Raw genomic sequence first — 25,838 nt, forward strand, 5'->3', positions numbered from 1 at the left:
CGGTACCGGATCATGACAAGGCTGCTGCTCTGGCGAGGGATGCTCGCCGGGCTCGCTGGCGCGTTCGTCGCCGCCACTTTCGCGCTGCTCGTCGCCGAGCCGCACGTCGACGCCGCGATTGCCTTCGAGGCGCGCCACGCCCTCCATCACGGCCAGGTCGAGCTGGTGTCGCGCGCGACGCAGAAGACGCTGGGGCTGTACACCGCGATGCTGCTCTACGGCACCGCGCTGGGCGGGCTGCTCGCCATCGTGGTGGCGGCGTGCCATGGGCGGGTCGGCGCGGTCCCGCCCCGCGCGCTGGCGCTGCTGCTCGCCGCGCTCGCCTGCGTGGTGCTCGTGCTCGCCCCCGCGCTCAAATACCCGCCGACGCCGCCCGCGGTGGGACTGCACGAGACGGTCCGGCTGCGCACCGGCGCCTTCCTCGCGATGCTGGCGGGCTCGCTCCTCGCCGCGCTGGGAGGGGCGCGGGTGGCGCAGCGGCTCGGCCCCACGCTGACGCCACTCGACCGCTGGCTGGCGGGCGGCTTCGTCTATGTCGCGTCGGTGACGCTGGTGGCCGCGCTGCTGCCGCGCGTCGACGAGGTGCCCACCGACTTCCCGGCCTCGCTGCTGTGGCAGTACCGCGTCGCCGCGATCGCGGCGCAGCTGATCTTCTGGCTCGTCACGGCCGAGCTGTTCGGCCGGCTCGCCCAGCCGCTGCTCGCCCCGCGGGTGGCGCGATGACCGTCACCGAGCAGCGCCACGCCGAGAAGATGCGCCGGGTGCAGGCGAGCCGGCGCGCGATGATGGCGACCAAGACGCAGGAGAAGGGCCTGCTGATCGTCCACACCGGCGCGGGCAAGGGCAAGAGCACCGCCGCCTTCGGCATGGCGGTGCGCACGATCGGGCACGGCATGCGCGTCGGCATCGTCCAGTTCGTCAAGGGCGCGATGGCCACGGGCGAGCGCGCGGTGTTCGACGCCTTCCCCGACCTCGTCACCTTCCGCGCGATGGGCGAGGGCTTCACCTGGGACACGCAAGACCGTGCGCGCGACGTCGAGTTGGCGCGCGCCGCCCTGGACGAGGTGGCGCGGATGATCGCCGACCCGTCCTACGCGATGGTGATCGCCGACGAGCTCAACATCGTGCTGCGCTACGATTACCTGCCGCTCGACGAGGTGCTGGCGGTCGCCGCGGCGCGGCCGGCGATGACCCATCTCGTCGTCACCGGGCGCAACGCCCCCGCCGCGCTGATCGAGGCGGCGGACCTCGTCACCGAGATGACCCAGGTCAAACACCCGTTCCGCGGCGGGGTGAAGGCGCAGCCGGGAGTGGAATTCTGATGGTCACGCTCCGCGCGGTCGCCGCCGGCGCCTCGGTGGTGGCGTGCAACACCTGCCGTCACAGTGCCGAGGCGCGCGACGACGCAGACGGGACGCGCGGCGGCGCGCGGCTCGCCGCCGCGCTCCGCGCGCTCCAGGCGAGCGACCCCGCCTATGCCGCGGTCGCGGTGCAGGAGATGCCGTGCCTCTTCGCGTGCGGCGATCACTGCACCGTCCACCTGCGCGCGCCGGGCAAGGTCGGCTACGTGCTCGGCCGCTTCGAACCCGGCGAGGACGCCGCGCGCGCGATCCTCGACTATGCCGCGCGCTACGCCGACAGCGCGACCGGCCAGGTCCCCTTCCGCGAGTGGCCCGCCGGGGTGAAGGGGCATTTCCTCACGCGCACCCCGCCCGAAGGATATCTGGTCGAATGATCCGCCTCGACACGCCCGCGGCGCTCGACGCCGCGGTGCGCACCCTCCCCGCCGCCGACATGGCCGCGCGCGCCGCCGCCGCGGCACGGCAGGCGCAGCTCACCAAGCCGCGCGGCTCGCTCGGCCGGCTCGAGGAAATCGCGCTGTTCATGGCGGGCTGGCAGGGTCGCGCGATCCCGCGGCTGGAGCACGGCCGGGTCGCGATCTTCGCGGGCAACCACGGCGTCGCCGCGCGCGGGGTGAGCGCCTTCCCGCCCGAGGTCACCGCGCAGATGGTGGCGAACTTCGCCGCGGGCGGCGCCGCGATCAACGCGCTCGCCGCAGCGGCAGGTCTCGACCTCACCGTCACCGCGCTCGACCTCGACCGGCCGACCGGCGACATCGCCGAGACCGCGGCGATGAGCGAGGCCGAGTGCGGGGAGGCGCTGATGGCGGGCGCCGCCGCGGTCGCGCCCGGGTTGGACCTGCTCGTGCCCGGCGAGATGGGGATCGCCAATTCCACCGTCGCCGCCGCGCTGTGCGCCGCGACGCTGGGCGGCGACGCGACGGACTGGGTGGGGCCCGGCAGCGGGGTCAGCGGTGCGGCGGCGACCGCCAAGCTCGACGCGGTCGCGCGCGCGCTGACGCTCCATCGCGCGCGCGCCAACACGCCCTTCGAGGCGCTGCGACGGCTCGGCGGGCGCGAGCTCGCCGCGATCGCGGGGGCGGTGGTCGCGGCGCGCCACGCGGGCGTGCCGGTACTGCTCGACGGCTTCATCGCCACCGCGCCGCTCGCGCCGCTCGCGGTCGCCGCGCCGGCGATCACCGACCATTGCCTCGCCGGTCATCAGTCGACCGAGCCGGGGCACGCGCGGCTGCTCGCGGGGCTCGGGCTGCGTCCGCTGCTGGCACTCGACCTGCGGCTGGGCGAGGCGAGCGGGGGCGCGGTCGCGTCCGGGCTGGTCCGCGCCGCGCTGGCCGCGCACGAGCAGATGGCCACCTTCGCCGAGGCGGGGGTGAGCGCGGGGTGAGCGCCCCGGTCACGCTCCACCTGATGCGCCACGGCGCGACCGCCCACGACGGTCGGCTCAACGGCCGCAGCGACGTCGCCGTGACCGCCGTCGGGATCGCGACCTGCGTCGCCGCCGCCGCACCGCTCAGGTTCGCGCGGGTGGTCACCTCGGACCTGGCGCGCGCGCGCGACTGCGGCGCGGCGATCGCGCGCAGGGCCGAGGTGACGGTCAGCGCCGACGCGCGCTGGCGCGAGCTCGACTTCGGCGACTGGGACGGGTGTCACCCCGAGGCACTCGACCCCGACCGGCTCGCCGCCTTCTGGGCCGATCCCGACACCGCCGCACCGCCCGGGGGCGAGCGCTGGTCGTCGCTGCTCGCGCGCGTGGGAGCGGCACTCGACTCGCTCACCGCCGACACGCTCGTCGTCGCCCACGCCGGCGCGATCCGCGCCGCGCTGGCGGCGGCGTGCGGCTTCGACTCGCGCCAGGTCTGGGCGTTCGACCTGCCCTACGGCGCGACCGTGACGCTGCGGCAGTGGCGCGGGGTCGCGCCGGCGGCACAGATCACGGCGCTGCGGTGATCCGGCCGCTGATCGTCGCGCTCGGCTTCCTCACGCGCCTGCCGCTGCCGCGCGTCGAGGCGAGCGGGGGCGTGTGGGCCGCCTCGATCCGCTGCTACCCGCTCGCGGGGCTGATCCTGGGCGCGATCGTCGCCGCGGTCGGCGCGGGTGTCGGCGCGCGCGACCCGTGGCTGGGGGCGCTGGCGGCGCTGGTCGCCTGGGTGGCACTGACCGGCGCGCTCCACCTCGACGGGCTGAGCGACCTCGCCGACGCGCTCGGCGCCGCGCACGGCGATCGCGCGCGGCTGCTGCGCGTGCTCGCCGAGCCGCAGGTGGGGAGCTTCGGCGTCGTCGCGATCGCACTCCAGCTGCTCGCCAAGCTGGTGCTGCTCCACGCGCTGCCGCCGGGCGGCTGGTGGGCGCTGCCGCTGATCGCCGCGGCGGCGCGCGCGGGGCCGCTCGCCTGGGCGTGCTGGCTGCCGCCGCTCAAGCCCGGCCTCGGCGCGACGCTGGCCGAGGCGGTGCGCGGGCGCGACCTCGCCGGCTGGGGCGCGCTGCTGCTCGCCGGGGCGGCGCTCCAGCCGGCGCTGCTGGCCGCGCTGCCGCTGATCGCGCTGTACGGCTGGTGGCTGCGGCGACGGCTCGGCGGCGTCAACGGCGACGCGCACGGCGCCGGGATCGAGCTGATCGAGACCGGGCTGCTCGCGACGATCGTCGCGCTGGGCTGAGCGCGCGGGCGGCTGACCTCACACCCGCCCCGCCTCCCCGGCTAGCGCTAGCAGCGCGTCCAGGTCGAGGTGCCGCTCCAGTGTCGCCGCGATCGAGTCGAGCGCCGCCTCCACGTCGGCGCGATGGTCCGGCCCGTTCCCGGCGACACCCAGCGGCGCGAGCCAGGCGCGGCGCTGCCCGGCGAGCGCGAACAAGCCGTGGACATAGGTCCCCGCCACCAGCCCGTCGCGCGAGGTCGCGCCGTCCGCGCGCCCATCGTCGAACCGCACCGGCGCACGCGCGGTATCGGCGCCCGCGGTGGTGCCGAGGTGCATCTCATAGCCCTCGAACCGCGCGCCGCGCGCCGCACCGGCGACCGCGACCAGCCGCTTGTCGCCGCCCAGCACGGTGGTGACGTCGAGCAGCCCGAGTCCCTCCACCGTCTCGGCGGGTCCCTCGATCCCGCCCGGATCGGCGACGCTGCGACCGAGCATCTGATAGCCGCCGCACAGCCCCAGCACCGGCCGCCCGCGGCGGACATGCGCGCGCACGTCGACGTCCCAGCCCTCGCGGCGCAGCGCGCGCAGGTCGGCGATCGTCGCCTTCGAGCCGGCGAGCACGATCAGCGCCGCCTCGGCCGGGATCGGTTCGCCCGGCGGCACCATCACCAGCTCGACCTCGGGTTCCAGCCGAAGCGGGTCGAGGTCGTCGAAATTGGCGATGTGCGGCGTGATCGGGCAGGCCACCTTGATCCGCCCGCCGTGCCCCATCGGGGCGCGCTGGAGCACGACCGCGTCCTCGCTCGGCAGCCGCCGCGCCTCGGCCAGCCAGGGGACGACGCCGTAGCCGCGCCAGCCGCTGCGCTGCTCGATCGCGCGATAGCCGTCCTCGAACAGCGCGGGATCGCCGCGGAACTTGTTGACGAGGAAGCCGCGCACCATCGCCGCGTCGGCGGCGTCGATCACCGCGCGGGTGCCGACGAGCGAGGCGATCACGCCGCCGCGGTCGATGTCGCCGACCAGCACCACCGGCACCTCGGCGGCGCGCGCGAAGCCCATGTTGGCGATGTCGCCCGCGCGTAGGTTGATCTCCGCGGGCGAGCCGGCGCCCTCGACCATCACGAGGTCGGCGGCGCGCGCGAGCCGGCGGTAGCTCGCCAGCACCTCGTCGAGCAGCCCCTCGCGGCCCTGGCGCCACTCGCTCGCGCGCAGTACGCCGCGGACGCGGCCGGCGACGACCAGCTGCGAGGTGCGGTCGCCCTGCGGCTTGAGCAGCACCGGGTTCATGTCGCTGTGCGGCGCGACGCGCGCGGCGAGCGCCTGGGTCGCCTGCGCGCGCCCGATCTCGCCGCCGTCCGCGGTGACCGCGGCGTTGGTCGACATGTTCTGCGGCTTGAACGGGCGCACCGCCAGGCCGCGGTCGGCGAAGGCGCGGCACAGGCCCGCGACCAGCACCGACTTGCCGACGTCCGACCCGGTTCCCTGGAGCATCAGCGCACCCATGCGATCGCCCCCGCCAGGCACCACAGCAGCAGGCAGCCGCGGCGGTAGACCGCGAGCGCGCGGCGGATGTCGCGCGCGTCGAGCGCGGCGCGACCGTCCCCGATCCACGGCTTGTCCGCGACCGTGCCGTCATAGGCGACCGGGCCGGCGAGCCGCACGCCGAGCGCGCCCGCCATCGCCGCCTCGGTCCAGCCCGCGTTGGGCGAGGCGTGGCGCCGCGAGTCGCGCCACAGCACGCGCCAGCCGCGCCCGCCGGCGAGACACAGCAGCGCGCCGCCGAGCCGCGCGGGCAGCCAATTGGCGAGATCGTCCGAGCGCGCCGCCGCCCAGCCGAAGGCGCGCCAGCGCGGCTCACGATGGCCGATCAGGCTGTCGGCGGTGTTGATCGCCTTGTACCCCCACAGGCCGGCGGGGCCGAGCAGCAGCAGCCAGACGAGCGGCGCGGCGACGGCGTCGCAGAAGCTCTCGGCGAGGCTCTCGACCGCCGCGCGCGCCACGCCCGCGGCGTCGAGCGCCCCCGTGTCGCGCCCGACGATGCGCGCGACCGCTGTGCGCGCGGCGATGAGGTCGCCGCGATCGAGCGCGGCGGCGACGGGGCGGACGTGATCGTCGAGGCTGCGCTGCGCGAGCCCCGGCCAGGCGAGCAGCGCGGCGGCGAGCCAGCCGAGACCGCCTAGCAGCGCGCGCAGGCCGCGCTCCGCCAGCCAGGCGGTGCCGGCGGCGACGGCGACAGCGGCAAGCAGGGTGACGGCGCCGAACAGGCGCCGGCGACGACGTTGCGCGGGGGTGAGATGGTCGGGTCGCTGGTCGGGGATCGTCGCGCGCGCTCCGAGCACGGCTTCGGCGGCGGACGCGGCTTGACCGCCGCCCCCTCCACCACCGTCAGCCCGGCGGCGGCGGGACCTTCGCGGAAGGGGGTCTACGATCCGTCGGACCGGCCGTTTTCCCGCGAACGCGGGAACCCAGGGCCAAGCAGGACGACGTGCGGCGCTTGGGACACCTGGGCTCCCGCATGCGCGGGAGAACAGGGAGAGTGCCGGCGACGTCCCGCCAAGGCCCGGGTCGGTCAGAAGAGGAGGCGAGCCAGGCTCACCCCGCGCCCGCTCGCCGGCGGGAGCAAGCACATCCGGGTTCCATCGCCGCTCCCCCGCCGCGATGACGCGCGCGATCCCGCCGACCGGGTGGCCGACTCGCGCGTAGAGCCACGCCGGCCAGCCCAGCGCGGCGTCGAGCGCGAGCGCCACCAGGGCCACGGGCTCAGCGATCGCGCAGCGCCGCGTCGAGCCGGGCGAGCGCCGCGGCGTCGCCGGGCAATCCGAGGCGCAGCCGCGCGGGCGACTCGTCGAACGGTCGCACCAGGATGCCCGCGCGCGCGAGCCGCTCGAACAGCAGCGGCGCGTCGACGTGCTCGACCAGCCGGAACAGCGGGCACGCGCCCAGCGGCACCAGCCCGTGCGCGGTCAGCACCCCGTCCAGCGATGCCGCCGCCGCCGCGAGCCGCTCGCGCGTCGCCGCGATCCACGCCGCGTCGCGATAGGCCGCGGTGCCGATCCGCAGCGCCGCGGTCGAGACCGGCCAGCTGCCGAGTCGCGCCGCCAGCGCGCCGACCAGCTCGGCCCCGCCCAGCGCGAAGCCGAGCCGCACGCCGGCCAGCCCGAAGAACTTGCCGAACGAGCGGAACACCAGCACGCGATCGTCCCGCGCGAGATAGGGCAGCGCGCTCGCGCCCGGCACCGCGTCGGCGAAGGCCTCGTCGATCACCAGCACGCCGCCCCGCTCACCGATCGCCCGCGCCAGCTCCAGCAGCCGCGCCGCGGGCCAGCAGCGGCCATCGGGGTTGTTGGGGTTGGCGAGCAGCAGCGTGCCGCCGCCGCGCGCGACCGCCTCCGCCACCGCGGCCTCTATCGTCGCCGCGCCGGGCAGCGCGGCGGCATGGGTGCGGTAGCTCGGCGCGACGACGTGCCACGGCCGCGGCAGCCCCAGCCCGGCGAGCGCGTGCAGCCCGATCTCGCTGCCGGGCAGCGCGGTGATGGCGGCGTCGCGCGCCTCGAAGGCCGCCGCGGCGGCGCGGTGGAGCTCGGCCAACTCGGCGGGCGACGGCAGGGCGCGCAGCGCGGCGAGCGGCACGTCCCCGCCCTCCCAGGCGAAGGGGTTGATCCCGGTGGAGAGATCGAGCCATGGCGCGGGCGCGTCGGGGTAGAGCCGCGCGGCGGCGTCGGCGCGCCCGCCGTGATAGGTCAGCGCCCCGGCGGGCTCGGAATGGGGGTCGATCAGCATCGGCCCGGTGTCTTTCGCCAGCCGCGCGGGCGAACACAAGGCGGGAGTGACGATGACGGACGCGCGCGTGACACTGGTGCTGGGCGGAGCGCGCTCGGGCAAGAGCCGCCACGCCCAGGCGCTCGCCGAGGCGGCCGGCGGCAGGCTCGTCTTCGTCGCGACCGCGCAGGCGCTCGACGACGAGATGCGCGCGCGCGTGGCGCGGCACCGTGCCGACCGCGACTCGCGCTGGCGCACGGTCGAGGCGCCGCTCGCGCTGGCCGGGACGATCGCGGCGGAGGGGACGGCCGGGTCGGTGCTGCTGGTCGACTGCCTGACGCTGTGGGCGTCGAACCTGCTGCTCGGCGAGGAGGACGAGGCGGTGTCGCTAGGGTCGCTGGACGCGGCACTGCGGGACACCGCCGCGCGGGTGGTGCTGGTGGCGAACGAGGTGGGGCTCGGGATCGTGCCCGACAACGCGCTGGCGCGGCGCTTCCGCGACCTGGCGGGGACGATCAACCAGCGCGTCGCCGCGCGCGCGGACCGGGTCGTGTTCGTCGCCGCCGGGCTATCGCTGGTGCTGAAATAGCGGGCGCCCCTCGCGGTCGCCTCCTCGGGGCGGGGAGACCCCGCCCCTCATCGACCTCACCCCGAGCTGGAGCCGGGATCCATGGCGTCCCGCGTTCGCGGGAAACAGCTCGCCGGTTGGCGCGGCCGACCAGTTCGCGGGGGCCGCGCTCCCGCAGGAGCGCGGCCCCTGTTCAATACCCCGCGTAATCCGAGAAGCGCGTGATCGTCGGGTCGAACTTCAGCACTACCTTGCCCGTCGCGCCGTGGCGCTGCTTGGCGACGATCAGCTCGGCGAGACCGTAGACGCGCTCCATGTCCGCCGCCCAGCGCGCGTGGTCCTCGAAGACGTTCGCCGAATCGCCCTCCATCGGTCGCTTGGGCTCGCGCTGCGCGGTGTAATAATCCTCGCGATAGACGAACCACACCATGTCGGCGTCCTGCTCGATCGACCCCGATTCGCGCAGATCGGAGAGCATCGGGCGCTTGTCCTCGCGCTGCTCCACCGCACGGCTGAGCTGCGACAGCGCCAGCACCGGCACATTCATGTCCTTGGCCAGCGTCTTGAGCCCGCGGCTGATCTCGGAAATCTCCTGGACGCGGTTGCCGTCGCCCTTGCCCGAGCCCGAGAGCAGCTGGAGGTAATCCACCACCACCAGCCCGATCTCGTTGTTGTGGCGGCGCTGGAGCCGGCGCACGCGGGTGTGCAGCGCGCCGATCGAGAGCCCGCCGGTATCGTCGATGAAGAAGGGCAGATTCTCCAGCTCGGCGGCCGCGGCGGCGAGCTGCTCGAACTCGGTCTTGCTGATCTTGCCCATGCGCAGCGCCTCCGAGCTGATCCGCGACTGCTCGGCGAGGATACGCGTGGCGAGCTGGTCGGCGCTCATCTCGAGGCTGAAGAAGGCCACTTTGGCGCCGACCGACTTCGACGGCGGGATGCCGTCGCGCATGTCGCGCATCCAGCGCTGCGCCGCGTTGAAGGCGATGTTGGTGGCGAGCGAGGTCTTGCCCATGCCCGGGCGACCGGCGAGGATCATCAGGTCCGAGTGATGCATGCCGCCGATCTTGGCGTTGACCGAGTCGAGCCCGGTGGTGACGCCCGAGAGGTTGCCGCCCCAGTTGAGCGCGCGCTCGGCCATCTTCACCGCCGCGGTGCTCGCCTGGGCGAAACTCTTTACCGCATTCTCGGTGCCGCCGTCGGCGGCGACGCGGAACAGCTCCTCCTCCGCGGCCTCGATCTGCGCGCGCGGGTTGACCTCCTCGCTGGTGTCCATCGCGCGGTCGACCATCGTGTGGCCGACCGAGACAAGCGCGCGGAGCAGCGCCAGGTCGTAGATCTGCTGCGCGAACTGGCGCGCGCCGATCAGCCCCGCCCCCGATCCAGTGAGCCCCGCGAGATAGCCGACCCCGCCCAGCTCCCTCATCCCCTCGTCCGCCTCGAACATCGGGCGCAGCGTCACCGGCGTGGCGAGCATGTCGGTGGCGCGCAGCGACTTGATCGCGGCGAACACGCGGCCGTGGACGGGCTCGTAGAAATGCTGCGGCTCGAGCCGGTCGACGATGTCGTCGGCGAGGCGATTGTCGATCATCATCGCGCCCAGCATCGCGGCCTCTGCCTCGACGTTGCGCGGCAGGTGGACGGGCTCGGGCGATGCCGGCGGTGCGAATGCGAGGGTGGCCATCCGCCGGCCTATACGCGCCCGACGCGGCGAGCGGAACGGCGCGGGCGGTGGAACCTGTGGATGACTCGATTGTGACGGCGGCGCATCGCCTCTATCGAGCGGGCGCATGGCCGATCCGCGGATCATCGACATCGAGCTGGACGAGCGCACCATCCTGTGGCGCTCGGCCGACATCGAGCAGGAGCGCCGGATCGCCATCTTCGACCTGATCGAGGGCAATCACTTCGCCCCGCAGCGCGCGCAGCCGGACGGCTACGACGGTCCCTACAAGGTGCGGCTGTCGGTCGAGGAGGGCCGGCTGGCGCTGGCGATCCGGCGCGCCGACGACACGCCGCTCGAGACCCTGGTGCTGGGGCTCGCGCGCTTCCGCCGGCCGATAAAAGATTACTTCGCGATCTGCGATAGTTACTATCAGGCGATCCGCCAGTCGACGCCGCAGCAGATCGAGACGGTGGACATGGCGCGCCGTGCCATCCACAATGATGCCGCCGACCTGCTGCGCGAGCGGCTCGACGGCAAGGTGGCGATCGACTTCGACACCGCGCGGCGTCTCTTCACGCTGATCTGCGTCCTTCATATCAAGGCATAAGTTTCATCATGTGGGGTTTGGGAAGGATCTTCTTGATTCTGGGTGCGATCGCGCTCGCGGGCGTGGCCGCGTGGCAGGTCGCGCTCCGCTGGCGGCCGGGGATCGAGCGCTACCCGGTGCAGGGCGTCGACGTGTCCGAGGCGACCGGCGACGTGATCTGGCCGGTGGTGAAGGGCGCGGGCGCCGATTTCGGCTATGCCGTGGCGACCGTCGGCGCGACCGCGCGCGACCGCGCTTTCCAGACCAACTGGGACGAGATGGCGCGCGCCGGTCTGCGACGCGGCGCGATCCACGTCTTCTCCTTCTGCCAGTCGCCGCGCGCCCAGGCGGACTCGTTCAACACCGTGGTGCCGCGCGACTCGCAGGCGCTGCCGGTGGCGATCTCGTTCCGCTACGCCGAGGACTGCGCCGATCGCCCGGAGCGCGCCGCGCTGGTCGCCGGCGTGGCGGACATGATCACGCGGATCGAGACTCACACCGGCAAGCCGGTGCTGCTCAAGGTGGCGCGCGAGGTCGAGCGCGACTATCGCCTAACTGAGGCGTTCGACCGGCCGCTCTGGGCGGTCGGCAATTTCCTCCGCCCCGGCTATGGCGCGCGCGTGTGGCGGATGTGGCGCGCGAGCGACCTGCGCCGCGTCGACGGGGTCGACGGACCGGTCAACTGGGACGTGGTGGAGCTGGGATGAGCGAGCGGGATCAGGATCAGGCGTGGCAGCTGATCGCGGCGGCGCGCGCGGCGGCGGTGCACGCGCACGCGCCCTACTCGCGCTTCGCGGTGGGCGCGGCGGTGCTGCTCGACGACGGCAGCGTGGTCACCGGCGCCAACGTCGAGAACGCCAGCTACGGCCTGTCACTCTGCGCCGAGACCGTGGCGATCGCGACCGTCTCCGCCTCCGGGCGGCTGCGCCGGGTGGTGGCGGTGGGCGTGATCGGCGGGGCGATGAACTCGGCCGGCCGCGCCACCGGCGACGCGCCGGTGCGGCCGTGCGGTCGCTGCCGGCAGGTGCTCAACGAGGCGGCGCAGCTGAGCGGACGCGACCTCGCGGTCCATTGCGCGGGCGCCGAGGGCGAGGCGGTGGCGAGCTATCGCCTGTCCGAGCTGCTGCCCGACGCCTTCGGGCCGAGCGACCTGGGCGTGCGCTGAGGGGCGCGGCGACCGTCGGAACACCACGGCGTCATCCTGAACTCGTTTCAGGATCCACGGTCCCGCAGGTGCCTCCGCGTATGAGTACGCGGCACGGTGGATCCTGAGACGAGCTCAGGATGACGCCGGAGGATGTAACGAAGGAGTGTCTATTTCACGGCTTCGCCATCGCCGCCATGGGCATCATATTGTGGTCGAGATGCGCCATGATCCACAAGGTGCCCCCGACTGTCAGCACCACGATCATCACGCCGAACGCCAGCGCCAGCGTGTTGTTGGTGTTCTCCGGCCCGCTGGTGATGTGGAGGAAGAAGACGAGATGCACCCCCATCTGCGCCACCGCCAGCACCGCGAGCAGGATCGGGATCGCCGGCGCCCAGACCGCGCCCGAGCCGACCAGCGCGAAAGACGCGACCGTCAGCAGCAGCGCCAGCCCCAGCCCCGCCGCATAAGTGGAGAACCGCGCCGCCCCCTCCTTGTGGCCGCCGGGGGCGTGGTCGAGGTGGCGATCGCCCTTCTGCTCGCTCATCCCATCACTCCGTACAGATAGACGACGGTGAACAGCGCGACCCAGATGATGTCGAGCGCGTGCCAGTAGAGGCCGAAGCACAGCAGCCTCCGCTGCACGGCGTCGGTGAAGCCCAGCGTCGCCACCTGCCCCATCATCACCGTCAACCATGCCAGCCCGGCGGCAACGTGCAGCCCGTGCGCGCCCACCAGCGTGAACAGCGCCGAGAGGAAGGCGCTGCGCGTCGGACCGGCTCCCTCCAGGACCAGGTGGGTGAGCTCGTACAGCTCGATCGCGAGGAAGCTCAGCCCGAGCAGCGCCGTCAGCCCCGCCCACAGATAGGTCGCGCCGGCGCGCTGCTTCACCGCCATGATCGACATCACCCCGCAGGTGAAGCTGGAGAACAGCAGGCACAGCGTCTCGACGAACACCAGCCGCAGCTCGAACAGCTCGCTCCCCGCCGGCCCGCCCGCGGTGTTCGGCGCGAGCACCGCGTAGGACGCGAACAGCCCCGAGAACATGATGATGTCGCTGAGCAGAAAGATCCAGAAGCCGAAGGCGACCGTCACCTGCTTGGGCGCGGGGCCACCCTCGCCGTGGCCGGGCGGATCGCCCTTCCCCCCGCTCCTGTCCTCGTGCCGCGGGTCGGCGATCTCGCCGCTCATGCCGCCGGCTCCAGCGCGCGCAGCTCCTCGACGCCGATCTCTCGCTCGCCGGGCTGGTACCAGGCGATCCACAAGGTCGTCGCGAAGCCGGCGAGCAGGCCGAGCACCACCAGCCACCAGATCTGCCACACCAGCGCGAAGCCCGTGATGTAGGTGAAGAAGGCGCCGACGAAGCCGTAGGCGCTGTTACGCGGCATCTCGATCGGCTCGAGCGGGTCGGGCGTCGCCTCGGCCTCGCCGCGCTTCATCAGCGCGAGCGCGTCGCGCCCCTCCACCTGGGGCAGTCGTGCGAAGTTCCAGGGCGGCGGGGGCGAGCGAGTCGCCCATTCCAGCGTCCGCCCGTCCCACGGGTCACCGCTCTCGTCGGCGAGCGAGCGGCGCTCGCGCACCGAGACATAGAGCTGCATCGCGAGGCTGGCGATCCCGCCGAGGATCAGCAGCGCGCCGAGCCAGGCGGCGATCAGCCACGGCTGCCACGCCGGATTGTCGTAATGCTGGAGCCGCCGCGTCATGCCCATCAGCCCGAGCGCGTAGAGCGGCATGAAGGCGAGATAGAAGCCGCTGACCCACAGCACCACCGCCGCTCTGCCCCAGCCGTCATGCAGGCGGAAGCCGAACGCCTTCGGGAACCAGTAGGTGTAGCCCGCGAAAGCGGCGAACAGCACCCCGCCGATGATCACGTTGTGGAAGTGCGCCACCAGGAAGACCGAGTTGTGGAGCACGAAATCGGCCGGGGGCACCGCCAGCAGCACGCCGGTCATGCCGCCGACGACGAAGGTGGGGATGAACGCCACCGCCCACAGCATCGGCACCTCGAAGCGCAGCCGCCCGCCGTACATGGTGAACAGCCAGTTGAAGACCTTCACGCCGGTGGGCACCGCGATGATCATCGTCATCACGCCGAACACGCCGTTGACGTCCGCCCCCGCGCCCATCGTGAAGAAATGGTGCAGCCACACCATGAAGGAGAGGATGCAGATCGCCAGCGTGGCGAGCACCATCGAGCGATAGCCGAACAGCGGCTTGCCGCTGAAGGTCGCGATCACCTCGCTGAACACGCCGAAGGCGGGCAGCACCAGGATGTACACCTCGGGGTGACCCCAGGCCCAGATGAGGTTGACGAACAGCATCTGGTTGCCGCCCGCCTCGTTGGTGAAGAAGTGGAAGCCGAGGTAGCGATCCAGCGTCAGCATCGCCAGCGTGGCGGTCAGGATCGGGAAGGCCGCGACGATCAGCAGGTTGCTCGCCAGCGCGGTCCAGCAGAAGATCGGCATCCGGGTGTAGCGCATGCCGGGCGCGCGCATCTTCAGGATCGTGGTGACCAGGTTGATCCCGCCCAGCAGCGTCCCCGCACCCGAGATCTGCAGCGCCCACAGATAGTAATCCACGCCCACCCCGGGGGAGAAGGCGCGCTCGCTCAGCGGCGGGTAGACCAGCCAGCCGGTGCGCGCGAACTCGCCGACGACGAGGCTGGTGTTGATCAGCAGCACGCCCGTGGCGGTGAGCCAGAAGCTGACCGAGTTGAGCGTCGGGAAGGCGACGTCGCGCACGCCCAGCTGGAGCGGCACCGCGAAGTTCATCAGCCCGATCATGAACGGCATCGCCACGAAGAAGATCATGATCGTGCCGTGCGCGCTGAAGATCTGGTCATAGTGGTCGGGCGGGAGGAAGCCCTTGCCGGCGCCCACCGCCATCGCCTGGTGCGAACGCATCATCAGCGCGTCGGCGAAACCGCGGATCAGCATCACGAGGGCGAGCAGGCAGTACATCACCCCGATCCGCTTGTGGTCGACCGAGGTGATCCACTCGCGCCAAAGATACGGCAGCCAGCCCTTGAGCAGGACCGTCGCGCCGGTGCCGAGCAGCACCACGAACAGCACGCCCGCGGTGACCATCACGATCGGCTCGTGCAGCGGGATCGCGTCCCAGCTCAGGCGCCCGAGCAGCGTCACTTGCCCGCCTCCGCGTCGGATTCGCCCTGGTTGCTGGCGTCGCGCGGGCGCTCGGCGGCGGGGGCGCGCTGCGCCACGATCGCGTCGAACAGTCGCGGCGGCGCGGTGCCGAACATCAGGGGTGCCGGCACGGTGCCGCGCCGCGCGAGCTGTCGGTAGCGCGCCTCGTCGAGCGGCGGCGCGGCGCGCGCCCGCGCCGCCCAGGCGGTGAACTGCGCCGCGGGCAGCGCGTCGACGGTGAAGGTCATGTCGGAGAAGCCCTTGCCGCTGTAATGCGCGGCGATCCCGGGATAGCGCCCGGGCCGGTCGGCGGCGAGGCGGAGCTGAGCCTCCATCCCCGCCATGGCGTAGATCTGGCTGCCGAGCTGCGGCACGAAGAAGCTGTTCATCACCGTCGCCGAGGTGAGCCGGAAATGGATCGGCGCGCCGGCGGGCACGACCAGGCGATTGACGGTGGCGACGCGCTGGTCGGGGTAGAGGAAAAGCCACTTCCAGTCGAGCGCGACCACCTGCACCTCGATCGGCGCGGCCGTCGCGGGGATGGGGCGGCGCGGGTCGAGCAGGTGCGCGCCGACCCAGCCGGTGCCGCCCAGGAACAGCACGATCATCGCGGGCACCGACCAGATCAGCAGCTCGAGCTTGCCCGAATAATCCCAGTCGGGCCGGTAGCGCGCGCGGCGGTTGCCGGCGCGGAACCACCAGGCGAACGCCACCGTCGCCAGCATCACCGGCACGACGATCAGCAGCATGGCCGCGACCGAGTCGAGCAGGATCTGCTTCTCGCCGCGCGCCACCGGTCCGCGCGGGTCGAGCACGCCGGCGCTGCACCCCGCCAGCGCGAGCGGCGCGAGCGTGAGCCAACGGCGCGCCGCGATCACGCCGCTGCCACTCCATCGACGCTGACGCGGGTCGCGTCGAGCAGCACGCCGCGCACGCGGACTCGCTTGGCGACATGGTCGACCGGCACTCGCCGCAGCTCGAGCACGAAGGTGCCGCCGCGGTCGCGCTGGAGGATGAAGGCGCCGCCCTCGCGGACCAACGTGCCGGTCTCGTCGACGGGGCTGCCCGGCATCGCCATGGTCGCGCCCATGCGCCCTCGCCCGCGCCGACGCAAGCGCCGGCGATCGGCCACGTGAGCGAGATCAGGAGAGCGGTCGGACCGACGCGAGCGGTGGTGGGCCCGGCAGGACTCGAACCCGCAACCTAGCCGTTATGAGCGGCCAGCTCTAACCGTTGAGCTACAGGCCCGCCCGCGTCGGTCCCGCCACGTAGCGGCACGCCGGGGCGGCTGGCAAGCCGGCTCAGCTGCCGCCCTGGGCATGGTCGCGCGCCGCGTCGCCGTCGCCCGGCGCGACCGCCGGCGCGGCACTCGGCAGCGCCAGCCGCAGCCGCTCCGGCAGGAAGTCGAGCCGGCCGCCCAGCTCGACCGCGAGGTTGCGCGCCAGCCGCAGCGCGAAGCCGATGCCGAGGAGCGGCGCGCCCTCGTCGTCGCTCACCGCCTCGTCGTCGAGCGCGAGCAGCGCGACCTCGTCGCGCCCGACCAGCGCGACGGGCAGCGCGATCGTCAGCGCGATCGTCAGCGCGACCGACTCGCCGAGCGGCTCGACCGCCACGCCGAGCAGTTCGCCGCGCGTCGCGGCGGCGAGCAACGTCGCGAACAGCCGCTGCACCAGCCGCTCGGCGGCGTGCGCGTCGGCGGCCCAGAGCGCGGCGCCGGGTTCGGGCAGCGCCAGCGCGCCGCCGCGCAGCGCGGCGAGCGGCGCGAGATCCTGCGCGACCCGCCCCAGCAGCGGCGCGATCGCGACCACGTCGTCGCGCAGATCGAGCGCCTTGCCCTCCAGCCGCGCGGCGAGGTCGAGATCGTCGATCGCGCCGATCAGCCCGGCGACATGGCGACGGATCGCGGCGGCGCGGTCGCGATAGCGCGGCGGTACCGGGCCGAGCAGTTCCTGCTCGATCAGCTCGGAGAAACCCGCGATCGCGTTGGTGGGCGTGCGCAGCTCGTGGACCAGCCGGCGCAGTCCCTCGGCCCCGGCGCCACCCGTCACCGAACGCGTCGCGCCGGCGCTCTCCTCGGCGCGCGGTCGCCGCGCGCGGCCGCGGAAGCCGACGAAGCTGCCGCTGGCGAGATCGAACATCGGCGCCCCCGAGATGCGCCAGTCGCCGCCCACCGCCGATTCGCCCGGCACGCGCAGCCGCGCGTCGGCGAAGGTGGCGCGCTTGCGGAACGCTCCCGCGGCGACGCCGTCGACGTGATGGTGCGACGGCACCAGCGCGGCATCATGGTTGAGCGACAGCCCGATCAGCGCGCCGCGCGGGCCGGTGTCGACCCAGCGGATGATCCCGACCGCGTCGGTCTCGAAGCGAAAGGCGTGCACGGTCGCGGGCGACGGCTCGGTCAGGCCGTACGCGGCGCCGCGCTGGCGCTGATAGGCCTCGATGCGGTGGACCAGGTCGGCCACCTCGAACCGCTCGCCCGCGCCGCTCACGCCGGCGGCCGCCGGCGTCGGCGCGGCCGCGGGCGGCGCGTCGGGCTCGGGCAGCGCGAAGTCGGTCGAGCCGAACGCCTCAAGCGCGCGGCTGACCGAGGGCGCGAGATCGCCGCGACGACGCAGCACGCTGCGGCCGTGCGGGCCGAGCTGCGGCAGCAGCACGTCCCATTCCTCGGGCGACAGCCGCGCGACGCGGAGCATCGTCGCCGCGATCTCGGGCGTGTCCTCGGCGAAGAAGGCGACGAGCGCGGCGGGCGGGTCGGCCAGCGCCAGCCCGCGCGCGGCGGCCGCACGCACCTCGGTGGGCACGGTCGGGCGCAGGTCGCGCAGCCGCGCCACCAGCGCCGGCTCGGCCGGCGCGCGGCCGCGCCCGATCAGGTCGACCAGCTGGCGGAAAGCCGCGCGCGCGCCGAACGCCGTGGAGACGTCGGCGGCGAGAACGGTCTTCAGACTGTCGTCGAACCGCACCGGTGGCTAGCCCTCTGCTGCTGATGAACGGCGCGCCGTCGGCTCGCCTGCGCCGTACATAGAGCGGGCCCGAAACGGTCGCTAACGCTCATTGCGGCGCAAAAAGCTGCCATGTCGCAGCTTGGCACAATTGCGCTGGCACGCAATTTTATTGTAGCGGGGCGTTCCGAAGCTATCGCGAAACTGCGCGATCAGCAGCTAAGAGGCGTCATGACCCTGGACCGTATCGACCGTCAGATCCTCGCGCTGCTGCAGGAGGACGGGCGCATGACCAACGTGGAGCTCGCCGAGCGCGTCGGGCTCACCGCGCCGCCGTGCCTGCGCCGGGTCCGCGCGCTGGAACAGGCGGGCGTGATCCGCGGCTATCACGCCGAGTGCGACCCGGCGCAGCTCGGCTTCCCGATCACCGTGTTCGCGATGGTCAGCCTGCGCAGCCAGGCCGAGCAGGACCTCGCCGCCTTCGAGAGCCATGTCGCCGCGATCCCCGAGGTGCGCGAATGCCACATGCTCAACGGCGAGATCGACTTCATCCTCAAGATCGTCGCCGCCGATCTGGAGAGCTTCCAGCGGATCCTGACGACCAAGCTCACGTCGGCGCCCAACGTGGCGAGCGTGAAATCGTCGCTGACGATCCGCAGCTCCAAGTCGCAGGTCGGCGTGCCGATCGCGTGAGACGGGAGGCCGCGAAGGCGCCCAGATCCTCCCCGGCACGGGGAGTGCGGGCGTTGGCTTGCCCCGGCAAGCCAAGATGGTGTCCGGAGACACCATCTCGCCCGCACTGGTAGCGCGACGCGCTGACGGAGGAGGCTCTTCGCGGGCGCCTCGCTGCGTGGCGTTCTAATCACTCGCGACGTGGGCGCGGAGAGCTCCCTCCACCATGCTGCGCAATGGTCCCCCTCCCCGCCGAGCGGGGAGGATCGGCCGTGCCCTTCTATGGGCGCGGCCGTCACCTCACGCCTGCGGCGGGTGGTCGAGGAACTCGATCCACCAGGCGGCGATGTCCGAGCGTGGGCTGCCCTGCACCGCCTGGAAGGCGGTCTTGGCGCCTGCGGTATCGCCCGAGTTCGCCAGCGCGATGCCGAGCCGCGTGTTCACCGTGTTGGCGTCCACGCCGCCCTTCTGCAGCGCGGTGCGGTACAGCGCGACCGACTTGGCCCACTCGCCGGTGCCCAGATACGCGTCCGCGGTGCTGGCGGCGAGCTTGCCGTCCGCCGCCTTCTGGGCGCGCGCCTCGACCGCGGCCATCGAGCCCTCGTTCGAGATCGACTTGTTCGACGCCGCGAGCAGGCTGTTGGCGTTGGCGCTGTCGGCCGGGATCTTGCCCGCGGCCTTGCCCTCGGTCAGCACCGCCTTCGACTCCCACGGCAGGCCCTGGTCGAAGGTCCACTGCGCGTAGATCTCATAGTCATACTGGTCCGCCAGCGCCTTGCCGGTGCGCAGCAGGCGGAACAGGTCGACCTTCTGGTTCTTGTCGAGCGTCGCCACCGCCTGGGTCTGGATGCCCCAGAACGTCAGCATGTCGCGCCAGTTCTTCTTGGTCGGATAGGCCGCCAGATAGCGGCGCATCCACGCCACCGTCTCGGCGTTGTTCTTCGCCTGGTTGTTCTTGGCGATGGCGTATTTGTAGATGTCCTCGCTCGGCTTGGTGCCGGCGGCGACCTGCTGGTCGACCATCTTGGCCAGCGCGGCCGAACCGCCCGCGACGTCGCCCGAGTCCATCTTCAGCTTGACCAGCTGCAGCGGCAGGTTGGGATCGTTGTAGCCCAGCTGCTGCGCCTGCTCGAAGAAGCGCGAGGCACCCGCCGGGTCCTTGGCGTTGGCGGCGATGACGCCGCGCTGATAGGCGTAGCGCGCCTTGTCCGCCGGCGGCGTGCGCGGGCTGGCGATCAGCGCGTCGAGCGGCGCGGTCAGGCCGGCCGAGCCGCCGCCGCTGTCCATCTTGATCGCCTCGAGGTTCAGCCGCAGCGCCGCCGCGATATACTTCTCGTCGTCGGTCTTGGCCGCGGCCTCGACCTGCGCCACCAGCGGCGTGGCCGTGGCGGTGTCCTTGGCGGCGAGCGCGGTCTGCGCCTGCGCCGCGGGCCCACGGACCTCGTTGCTGAGCTTCAGCTGCGAGCCCTGGTCCTTTTTGTCGTCTTTCTTCTGCGCCAGCGCGGGCTGCGCGAGCGCGACCGTGGCGCCCCCGGCGAGCAGCGCGGCCATGACGGCGTTCGAAAGCATCTTCATCGACATGTCTCTCCAGAATCTGCGCCAGCAAGTCGCGCCAGGAAAATCTCAGGCGAAACGCTCGCCCGCCGCTCTAGTGCCGGTCACGCGGCGGTTCAAGGAAGCGCGGGTGACATTGCGTGTCGCCGCTGAACCGCGATTGAACGCGCCCCGGGCGCGGCGTAGGGCGTCGCGATGATCGCCGTTCTGTCGCCAGCCAAGACGCTGGACCTCGAGACCCCGCCCCCCTTCCCCACCACGCCCGCGCGCTTCGCCGCCGAGGCAGCGACGCTGGCGCACGCCGCCGCGCACCTGACGCAGAAGAAGCTGGCCGAGCTGATGAAGATCTCGCCCGCGCTGGCCAAGCTCAATGCCGATCGCTTCCGCGACTTCGACGCCGCCGAGGAGCGCCCCGCGCTCTACACCTTCGCGGGCGACGTCTACGCCGGGTTCGAGGCGGCGACGCTCGACGAGGCGGCGGTGCGCTTCGCGCAGGACCATGTCCGGCTGCTCTCGGGGCTGTACGGCATCCTGCGCCCGCTCGACGGCATCCGCCCGTACCGGCTCGAGATGGGCACGCGCTGGGCGCCGCGGAAGAAGAAGCTGACCGACTGGTGGGGCGATCGCGTCGCGGGCGCGCTCGCCGAGGACCTGACGGCCGAGGGCTCCGGCGTGGTGCTCAACCTCGCGAGCCAGGAATATTGGGAGGTGGTCGCCGATCGGCTCCCCGACGATGTCCGCGTGCTCGCGGTCGACTTCCGCGAGGCCGACGGGCGCTTCGTCAGCTTCCACGCCAAGAAGGCGCGCGGGATGATGGCGCGCTACCTGGTCGAGCATCACGTCACCGACGTCGAGGGCATGAGGGCGTTCGACACCGCCGGCTACCGCTTCGCGCCCGAGCAGAGCGACGACGCGCGCTGGACCTTCGAGCGCGCGGCATGACCCGCGCGGTGGTGATCGGCGCGGGGGGCGGCATCGGCGCCGCGCTCGCCGAGGCGCTGGAGGAAGAGGGTCAGGACGTGCTGCGGCTCGCGCGCGGCGACCTCGACGTCACCGACGAGGCGTCGGTCGCGGCCGCCGCGGCGCGCGCGGGCGCGCCCGAGCTGGTGATCGTCGCGACCGGGCTGCTCCACGACGCCGAGCACGGGCCGGAGAAGGCGCTGCGCGATCTCGACCCGGTCTGGCTGGCGCGGCAATATGCGGTCAACGCGATCGGGCCCGCGCTGGTGGCCAAGCATTTCCTGCCGATCATGCCGCGCACGGGGAGGTCGGTCTTCGCGGCGCTGTCGGCGCGGGTGGGCAGCATCTCGGACAACCGGCTCGGCGGCTGGTACGGCTATCGCGCGAGCAAGGCCGCGCTCCACCAGCTGATCCGCACGCTCGCGATCGAGGACAAGCGCCGCAACGACCGGGGGCTCGTGGTGGCGCTGCACCCGGGCACGGTCGACACGCGCCTCTCCAAGCCGTTCCAGCAGCGCGGGCGCGACCTGTTCCAGCCCGGCCGCGCCGCGGTGCAGCTGCTCGACGTGCTGGACGGGCTGCGCCCGACCGACAGCGGCAAGATCTTCGCCTGGGACGGGGCGGAGATCGCGCCGTAGCCGCTCGGCGCAGCGCTCTCCTCGCCAGTGCCCCCCCCCGGCGGACGCCGGGGTCCAGTTGGGACGACCTCGGAGGCGTAAGCTGACGTCCCCCACCTGGACCCCGGCGTGCGCCGGGGTGGAGCTGATTGGGTGAGTTCCCGCCCACTCTACCCCCGCTCCGGGTAAGCCCCCCACGCGCACGCGCGCGTACGCGTGACTTTGTGGCCGCGCCGTCCTACACCCCCGCGCAGCAACGATCCGCAAAAGAAAGAAGCATCTTGGCCGACGACACCGTCCTCGCCGATCCGTCTGATATCGCCCCCATCTCCATCGTCGAGGAGATGAAGACCAGCTACCTGGACTACGCCATGAGCGTGATCGTCGCGCGCGCGCTGCCCGACGTGCGCGACGGCCTCAAGCCGGTCCACCGCCGCATCCTCTTCTCCGCGAGCGAGAGCGGGTTCCTCTACAACCGGCCGTACCGCAAGTCCGCGCGCATCGTCGGTGACGTGATCGGTAAATACCACCCGCACGGCGACACCGCGATCTACGACGCCCTGGCGCGCATGACGCAGGACTGGTCGATGCGGCTGCCGCTGATCGACGGCCAGGGCAATTTCGGCTCGATGGATCCCGATCCGCCCGCGGCGATGCGCTACACCGAGGCGCGTCTGGCCAAGGCGGCCAACTATCTGCTCGACGACCTCGACAAGGACACCGTCGACTTCCAGCCCAACTATGACGCGAGCGAGCGCGAGCCGCAGGTGCTGCCGGCGCGCTTCCCCAACCTGCTCGTCAACGGCGCCGGCGGCATCGCGGTCGGCATGGCCACCAACATCCCGCCGCACAATCTCGGCGAGGTGGTCGACGCCTGCCTCGCCTATCTCGACAACGGGGCGATCACGACCGAGGAGCTGATGGAGATCGTCCCCGGTCCGGACTTCCCGACCGGCGCGATCATCCTGGGCCGCGCCGGCGCGCGCTCGGCCTATGAGACCGGGCGCGGCTCGATCATCGTGCGCTCGCGCCACACAATCGAGACCGGGCGCGGCGACCGCACCTCGATCGTGCTGACCGAGATCCCGTTCCAGCAGGGCAAGAACGCGCTGGTCGAGAAGATCGCCGACGCCGCCAAGGAGAAGCGCGTCGAGGGCGTCAGCGACATCCGCGACGAGTCGAACCGCGAGGGCGTGCGGATCGTCATCGACCTCAAGCGCGACGCCACGCCCGAGGTGGTGCTCAACCAATTGTGGCGCCACACGCCGGCGCAGGGCTCCTTCCCGGCGAACATGCTCGCGATCCGCGGCGGCCGGCCCGAGCTGCTCAACCTGCGCGACATCATCGCCGCCTTCGTCACCTTCCGCGAGCAGGTGATCACGCGTCGCGCCAAGTTCGAGCTCAACAAGGCGCGCGATCGCGCGCATATCCTGCTCGGTCTCGTCATCGCGGTGACCAACCTCGACGAGGTGGTGAAGATCATCCGCGGCTCGTCGAGCCCGGCCGAGGCGCGCGCCAAGCTGCTGTCGCGCGACTGGCCGATCGCCGAGATCGCGCCCTATCTCCGCCTCGTCGAGGCGCTCGAGACCGACGTCGCCGGCGACACCTACCGCCTCACCGAGGTGCAGGTCCGCGCCATCCTCGACCTGCGGCTGCATCGCCTCACCGCACTCGGTCGCGACGAGATCGGCGACGAGCTCAAGACGCTGGCGGACTCGATCACCGAGCTGCTCGCGATCCTGTCCGATCGGGTGAAATTGTACGCCGTGATGCGCGAGGAATTCCGCGACGTGCGCGAGCAGTTCGCCACGCCGCGGCGCACCGAGATCGCCGCCGCGGCGGACGGGATCGACGACGAGGACCTGATCGAGCGCGAGGAGATGGTCGTCACCGTCACCATGGCGGGCTATATCAAGCGCACCCCGCTCGACGCCTTCCGCGCCCAGGCGCGCGGCGGCAAGGGCCGCAGCGCGATGGCGACGAAGGACGAGGACGTCGTCACCAAGCTGTTCGTCACCTCGACGCACACGCCGGTGCTGTTCTTCTCCACGCTGGGCCGCGTCTATCGCATGAAGGTGTGGAAGCTGCCCGAGGGCGGCCCCGCCACGCGCGGTCGGCCGATGATCAACCTGCTCCCGCTCGAGCAGGGCGAGACGATCTCCACCGTGCTGCCGCTGCCCGAGGACGAGGCGGAATGGGGCAAGCTGCACGTCATGTTCGCCACCGCGCGCGGATCGGTGCGGCGCAACAGCATGGATTCCTTCACCAACGTTCCCTCGAACGGCAAGATCGCGATGAAGTTCGAGGGCGAGGACGCCGAGGACCGGCTGATCGGCGTGGCGCTGCTCGACGAGGGCGACGACGTGCTGCTCGCGACCCGCGCGGGCAAGGCGATCCGCTTCGCGGCCGACGAGGTGCGCGAGTTCCAGAGCCGCAACTCGACCGGCGTGCGCGGCATCGCGCTGAAGGGCGACGACCAGGTGATCTCGCTCTCCGTGCTCCACCGCGCCGGCATCCGCGACCAGGAGGAGCGCGAGGATTACCTCCGCCACGCGCCGTGGAAGGCCGAGGACGCGGAGCGGACGCCGCGCGTCATGGACCAGCTGCGCTTCGAGGAGCTGCGCGCGCGCGAGCAGTTCGTGCTGACGGTCTGCGCCAACGGCTATGGCAAGCTCAGCTCGGCCTATGAGTATCGCCGCACCGGGCGGGGCGGCCAGGGCATCACCAACATCGACAATATCGCGCGCAACGGCGCGGTGGTGGCCAGCTTCGCGGCGAGCAAGGCCGAGCAGCTGATGCTGGTGACCGACCAGGCCAAGATGATCCGAATGCCGCTCGCCTCGCTGCGCGTGATCGGGCGCGGCTCGGCCGGCGTGCGGCTGTTCAACGTCGCGGCCGACGAGCATGTCGTCTCGGCGGCGCGGATCGACGAGGAGCCCGAGCCCGAGGACGCCGCCGAGGAGGCGGTCGCGGCCGAGCTCGACGAGGCGGCGCCCGCCGCGGCGAGCGACCGGCTGACGCTCGACGACGGTACCGGACCCGACACGCTGGGCGAGCAGGTCGACGAGAGCGACGACGAGGACGGGGAGCAGGCGTGATGGCGGAGGAAAGGCCGACCCTTGCCTATAAGGTGCTGACCGGCGAGCAGCTCGCCGCGCTGGAGCGCGACGGTCGCTTCGACGGCGCGCCGGTGGACCTTGCCGACGGTTACGTCCATCTCTCCACCGCGGCGCAGCTCACCGCGACGGTGGACAAGCATTTCGCCGGGCAGGACGATCTCCACGTCGCGGCGGTCGATCTCGCGGCCTATGGCGACCGGCTCCGCTGGGAGGAGGCGCGCGAGGGGCAGCTGTTCCCGCATGTGTACGAGCCGCTGCTGCTCGAGACGGTGGTGGCCTATGGCGCGCTCGAGCGGCTCGAGGACGGCACGGTGAAGCTGCCGGTAGCGGGGTGAGGTGATGCGGGGTGGAGGGCGTCGGGCTCCCCTGCCCCGCCCCCGTCGTGCTATCCGGTTCGGCATCCCTGACGCCACAAGCGGCTGCGCCACGCGGTCGTGGACGTCGCCGCTCGCCCCCCCGTCGCCCGGCCGTGTCCCCGGACCCATCGCCCGTGTCGTCAGCCGCCGCTGCGTCGGCGGCGAGGTGAATCTCGGACCAAGCCCTGATCACGGCGAGCGGGAAGATGGACGGGCCTCGACGAGAGGTGCTCCCGGCGGAGCCCGGAGCCACCGGCGCCGCGCCGACGGAGCCTGGGCTCCTGCGTCCGCAGGAGCACCCTCAGGCGTAAAGGTCGACCACCTCGCGCCCCTCACCCACCGCGCCGAGCAGCAACGTACGGTGGCAGTGGCAGGGGTCGCGCTCGAAGCACAGCAGAGCGCTCGGGCGCTCGTCCGCCAGCTCGAGCATCTGCGCCGCCGCCACCTGCGCCTCGGGCAGCGCGAGCTGCGCCGCGTAGACCGCGGTGAGTGTCGCCACGTCGCCCTTCTTGGCGGCGTCCCGCCCCGGCTTGGGCGTGCCGAGCGGCTTCAGATGAACGTAGTCGATGCCGACCTCCTTCAACGCCGCGGCGAGCGACGACTTGGAGAAACCCGGCCGCCGCGACAGCGGCAGCGCGCGCACGTCGATCACGCGCTCGACCCCCGCCGCGGTGAGCGCCGCCAGGAAGGCGTCGACCGTCGTTCCCTCATAGCCGATGGTGTAGATCGTCATCGCGCCACGCTGGCCGCGCGCACCTGAC

27 protein-coding genes and 1 tRNA gene are annotated in these 25,838 nt (G+C 72.6%); 15 read left to right on the plus strand and 13 right to left on the minus strand.

Going from position 1 to position 25,838, the window contains the following annotated elements; genetic code table 11:
* Positions 1–12: 12 nt before the first annotated feature.
* From KZ813_RS04555 to cobS, 6 genes are read left to right on the plus strand one after another with little or no spacing between them, the layout of a single operon-like run.
* Positions 13–723, plus strand: coding sequence for a CbtA family protein (locus KZ813_RS04555; RefSeq protein ID WP_219753759.1), 711 nt, complete (start codon positions 13–15; stop codon positions 721–723).
* Complete coding sequence (gene cobO / locus KZ813_RS04560; RefSeq protein WP_219753760.1) at positions 720–1,322, plus strand: cob(I)yrinic acid a,c-diamide adenosyltransferase; 603 nt, start codon at positions 720–722, stop codon at positions 1,320–1,322. The genes KZ813_RS04555 and cobO overlap by 4 nt, the downstream gene beginning before the upstream one ends.
* The gene (locus KZ813_RS04565; protein WP_219753761.1) at positions 1,322–1,735 is read left to right on the plus strand and encodes a DUF1636 domain-containing protein; all 414 of its coding nucleotides are present in this window, start codon (positions 1,322–1,324) and stop codon (positions 1,733–1,735) included. The genes cobO and KZ813_RS04565 overlap by 1 nt, the downstream gene beginning before the upstream one ends.
* Entirely contained in the window at positions 1,732–2,745 is a 1,014-nt protein-coding gene (cobT, locus tag KZ813_RS04570; protein WP_219753762.1) for a nicotinate-nucleotide--dimethylbenzimidazole phosphoribosyltransferase, read from the plus strand. The genes KZ813_RS04565 and cobT overlap by 4 nt, the downstream gene beginning before the upstream one ends.
* Entirely contained in the window at positions 2,742–3,308 is a 567-nt protein-coding gene (locus KZ813_RS04575) for a histidine phosphatase family protein (protein WP_308461783.1), read from the plus strand. Before cobT ends, KZ813_RS04575 begins: the two co-directional genes overlap by 4 nt.
* Entirely contained in the window at positions 3,308–4,015 is a 708-nt protein-coding gene (gene cobS / locus KZ813_RS04580) for an adenosylcobinamide-GDP ribazoletransferase (protein WP_219753862.1), read from the plus strand. The genes KZ813_RS04575 and cobS overlap by 1 nt, the downstream gene beginning before the upstream one ends.
* A gap of 18 nt (positions 4,016–4,033) precedes the next feature.
* On the opposite strand, the gene KZ813_RS04585 is transcribed toward cobS, so the two are convergent.
* The 3 genes from KZ813_RS04585 to KZ813_RS04595 form a co-directional block, all read right to left on the minus strand.
* Positions 4,034–5,497 carry a cobyric acid synthase gene (locus KZ813_RS04585; protein ID WP_219753763.1) on the minus strand — a complete coding sequence of 488 codons (1,464 nt, stop codon included), beginning with the start codon at positions 5,495–5,497 and terminating at the stop codon, positions 4,034–4,036.
* Positions 5,485–6,312: an adenosylcobinamide-phosphate synthase CbiB gene (gene cbiB / locus KZ813_RS04590; protein WP_308461789.1), complete on the minus strand. Its 828-nt coding sequence runs from the start codon at positions 6,310–6,312 to the stop codon at positions 5,485–5,487. Before cbiB ends, KZ813_RS04585 begins: the two co-directional genes overlap by 13 nt.
* A 442-nt stretch (positions 6,313–6,754) precedes the next feature.
* The gene (locus tag KZ813_RS04595) at positions 6,755–7,774 is read right to left on the minus strand and encodes an aminotransferase class I/II-fold pyridoxal phosphate-dependent enzyme (RefSeq protein ID WP_219753764.1); all 1,020 of its coding nucleotides are present in this window, start codon (positions 7,772–7,774) and stop codon (positions 6,755–6,757) included.
* Between the two features lie 52 nt (positions 7,775–7,826).
* Here KZ813_RS04595 and cobU point away from each other — a divergent pair, with 52 nt between their 5' ends.
* On the plus strand, positions 7,827–8,342 hold the full coding sequence (gene cobU, locus KZ813_RS04600; RefSeq protein ID WP_219753765.1) for a bifunctional adenosylcobinamide kinase/adenosylcobinamide-phosphate guanylyltransferase: 516 nt from the start codon (positions 7,827–7,829) through the stop codon (positions 8,340–8,342).
* A gap of 172 nt (positions 8,343–8,514) precedes the next feature.
* On the opposite strand, the gene KZ813_RS04605 is transcribed toward cobU, so the two are convergent.
* Positions 8,515–10,002: a replicative DNA helicase gene (locus tag KZ813_RS04605; protein ID WP_219753766.1), complete on the minus strand. Its 1,488-nt coding sequence runs from the start codon at positions 10,000–10,002 to the stop codon at positions 8,515–8,517.
* Between the two features lie 106 nt (positions 10,003–10,108).
* On the opposite strand from KZ813_RS04605, the gene KZ813_RS04610 reads away from it, so the two are divergent.
* Genes KZ813_RS04610 through KZ813_RS04620 form a run of 3 tightly spaced genes read left to right on the plus strand, consistent with a single transcriptional unit; the run spans position 10,109 to position 11,735 of the window.
* The gene (locus tag KZ813_RS04610) at positions 10,109–10,591 is read left to right on the plus strand and encodes a UPF0262 family protein (protein WP_219753767.1); all 483 of its coding nucleotides are present in this window, start codon (positions 10,109–10,111) and stop codon (positions 10,589–10,591) included.
* Between the two features lie 32 nt (positions 10,592–10,623).
* On the plus strand, positions 10,624–11,277 hold the full coding sequence (locus tag KZ813_RS04615) for a glycoside hydrolase family 25 protein (protein WP_219753768.1): 654 nt from the start codon (positions 10,624–10,626) through the stop codon (positions 11,275–11,277).
* A complete protein-coding gene (locus KZ813_RS04620; protein WP_219753769.1) occupies positions 11,274–11,735 on the plus strand; it encodes a cytidine deaminase in 462 nt (153 codons plus the stop codon). Before KZ813_RS04615 ends, KZ813_RS04620 begins: the two co-directional genes overlap by 4 nt.
* 154 nt (positions 11,736–11,889) lie before the next feature.
* Here KZ813_RS04620 and cyoD read toward each other — a convergent pair whose 3' ends face one another.
* From cyoD to KZ813_RS04655, 7 genes are all read right to left on the minus strand, one after another.
* On the minus strand, positions 11,890–12,264 hold the full coding sequence (cyoD, locus tag KZ813_RS04625; protein ID WP_219753770.1) for a cytochrome o ubiquinol oxidase subunit IV: 375 nt from the start codon (positions 12,262–12,264) through the stop codon (positions 11,890–11,892).
* Positions 12,261–12,908 (minus strand): cytochrome o ubiquinol oxidase subunit III, encoded by a 648-nt coding sequence (cyoC, locus tag KZ813_RS04630; RefSeq protein WP_219753771.1) that lies wholly within the window; start codon positions 12,906–12,908, stop codon positions 12,261–12,263. The genes cyoD and cyoC overlap by 4 nt, the downstream gene beginning before the upstream one ends.
* Positions 12,905–14,860 carry a cytochrome o ubiquinol oxidase subunit I gene (gene cyoB / locus KZ813_RS04635; protein WP_219753772.1) on the minus strand — a complete coding sequence of 652 codons (1,956 nt, stop codon included), beginning with the start codon at positions 14,858–14,860 and terminating at the stop codon, positions 12,905–12,907. Before cyoB ends, cyoC begins: the two co-directional genes overlap by 4 nt.
* On the minus strand, positions 14,857–15,738 hold the full coding sequence (cyoA, locus tag KZ813_RS04640) for a ubiquinol oxidase subunit II (RefSeq protein WP_219753773.1): 882 nt from the start codon (positions 15,736–15,738) through the stop codon (positions 14,857–14,859). Before cyoA ends, cyoB begins: the two co-directional genes overlap by 4 nt.
* Positions 15,735–15,950, minus strand: coding sequence for a DUF5818 domain-containing protein (locus KZ813_RS04645; protein ID WP_258046394.1), 216 nt, complete (start codon positions 15,948–15,950; stop codon positions 15,735–15,737). Before KZ813_RS04645 ends, cyoA begins: the two co-directional genes overlap by 4 nt.
* A gap of 82 nt (positions 15,951–16,032) precedes the next feature.
* Positions 16,033–16,108, minus strand: a tRNA-Ile gene (locus KZ813_RS04650).
* 53 nt (positions 16,109–16,161) lie between these two features.
* Entirely contained in the window at positions 16,162–17,820 is a 1,659-nt protein-coding gene (locus KZ813_RS04655) for a histidine kinase dimerization/phospho-acceptor domain-containing protein (protein WP_219753774.1), read from the minus strand.
* A 210-nt stretch (positions 17,821–18,030) separates the two neighbouring features.
* Between KZ813_RS04655 and KZ813_RS04660 the strand changes: the two genes are divergently transcribed.
* Positions 18,031–18,492, plus strand: coding sequence for an Lrp/AsnC family transcriptional regulator (locus KZ813_RS04660; protein WP_219753775.1), 462 nt, complete (start codon positions 18,031–18,033; stop codon positions 18,490–18,492).
* A gap of 279 nt (positions 18,493–18,771) precedes the next feature.
* Here KZ813_RS04660 and KZ813_RS04665 read toward each other — a convergent pair whose 3' ends face one another.
* Entirely contained in the window at positions 18,772–20,046 is a 1,275-nt protein-coding gene (locus tag KZ813_RS04665) for a hypothetical protein (protein ID WP_219753776.1), read from the minus strand.
* Between the two features lie 174 nt (positions 20,047–20,220).
* Here KZ813_RS04665 and yaaA point away from each other — a divergent pair, with 174 nt between their 5' ends.
* The 4 genes from yaaA to KZ813_RS04685 all read left to right on the plus strand — a co-directional run bounded on the left by yaaA (position 20,221) and on the right by KZ813_RS04685 (position 25,056).
* On the plus strand, positions 20,221–20,967 hold the full coding sequence (yaaA, locus tag KZ813_RS04670) for a peroxide stress protein YaaA (RefSeq protein ID WP_219753777.1): 747 nt from the start codon (positions 20,221–20,223) through the stop codon (positions 20,965–20,967).
* Positions 20,964–21,623 (plus strand): SDR family oxidoreductase, encoded by a 660-nt coding sequence (locus KZ813_RS04675; protein ID WP_219753778.1) that lies wholly within the window; start codon positions 20,964–20,966, stop codon positions 21,621–21,623. The genes yaaA and KZ813_RS04675 overlap by 4 nt, the downstream gene beginning before the upstream one ends.
* 260 nt (positions 21,624–21,883) lie before the next feature.
* The gene (gyrA, locus tag KZ813_RS04680) at positions 21,884–24,700 is read left to right on the plus strand and encodes a DNA gyrase subunit A (RefSeq protein WP_219753779.1); all 2,817 of its coding nucleotides are present in this window, start codon (positions 21,884–21,886) and stop codon (positions 24,698–24,700) included.
* On the plus strand, positions 24,700–25,056 hold the full coding sequence (locus KZ813_RS04685) for a DUF952 domain-containing protein (RefSeq protein WP_219753780.1): 357 nt from the start codon (positions 24,700–24,702) through the stop codon (positions 25,054–25,056). The genes gyrA and KZ813_RS04685 overlap by 1 nt, the downstream gene beginning before the upstream one ends.
* A 322-nt stretch (positions 25,057–25,378) precedes the next feature.
* On the opposite strand, the gene KZ813_RS04690 is transcribed toward KZ813_RS04685, so the two are convergent.
* Positions 25,379–25,810, minus strand: coding sequence for a DUF488 domain-containing protein (locus KZ813_RS04690; RefSeq protein WP_219753781.1), 432 nt, complete (start codon positions 25,808–25,810; stop codon positions 25,379–25,381).
* Between the last annotated feature and the right edge of the window lie 28 nt (positions 25,811–25,838).

The sequence above is a fragment of the Sphingomonas folli genome (genome assembly GCF_019429525.1).
GTDB lineage: Bacteria > Pseudomonadota > Alphaproteobacteria > Sphingomonadales > Sphingomonadaceae > Sphingomonas > Sphingomonas folii.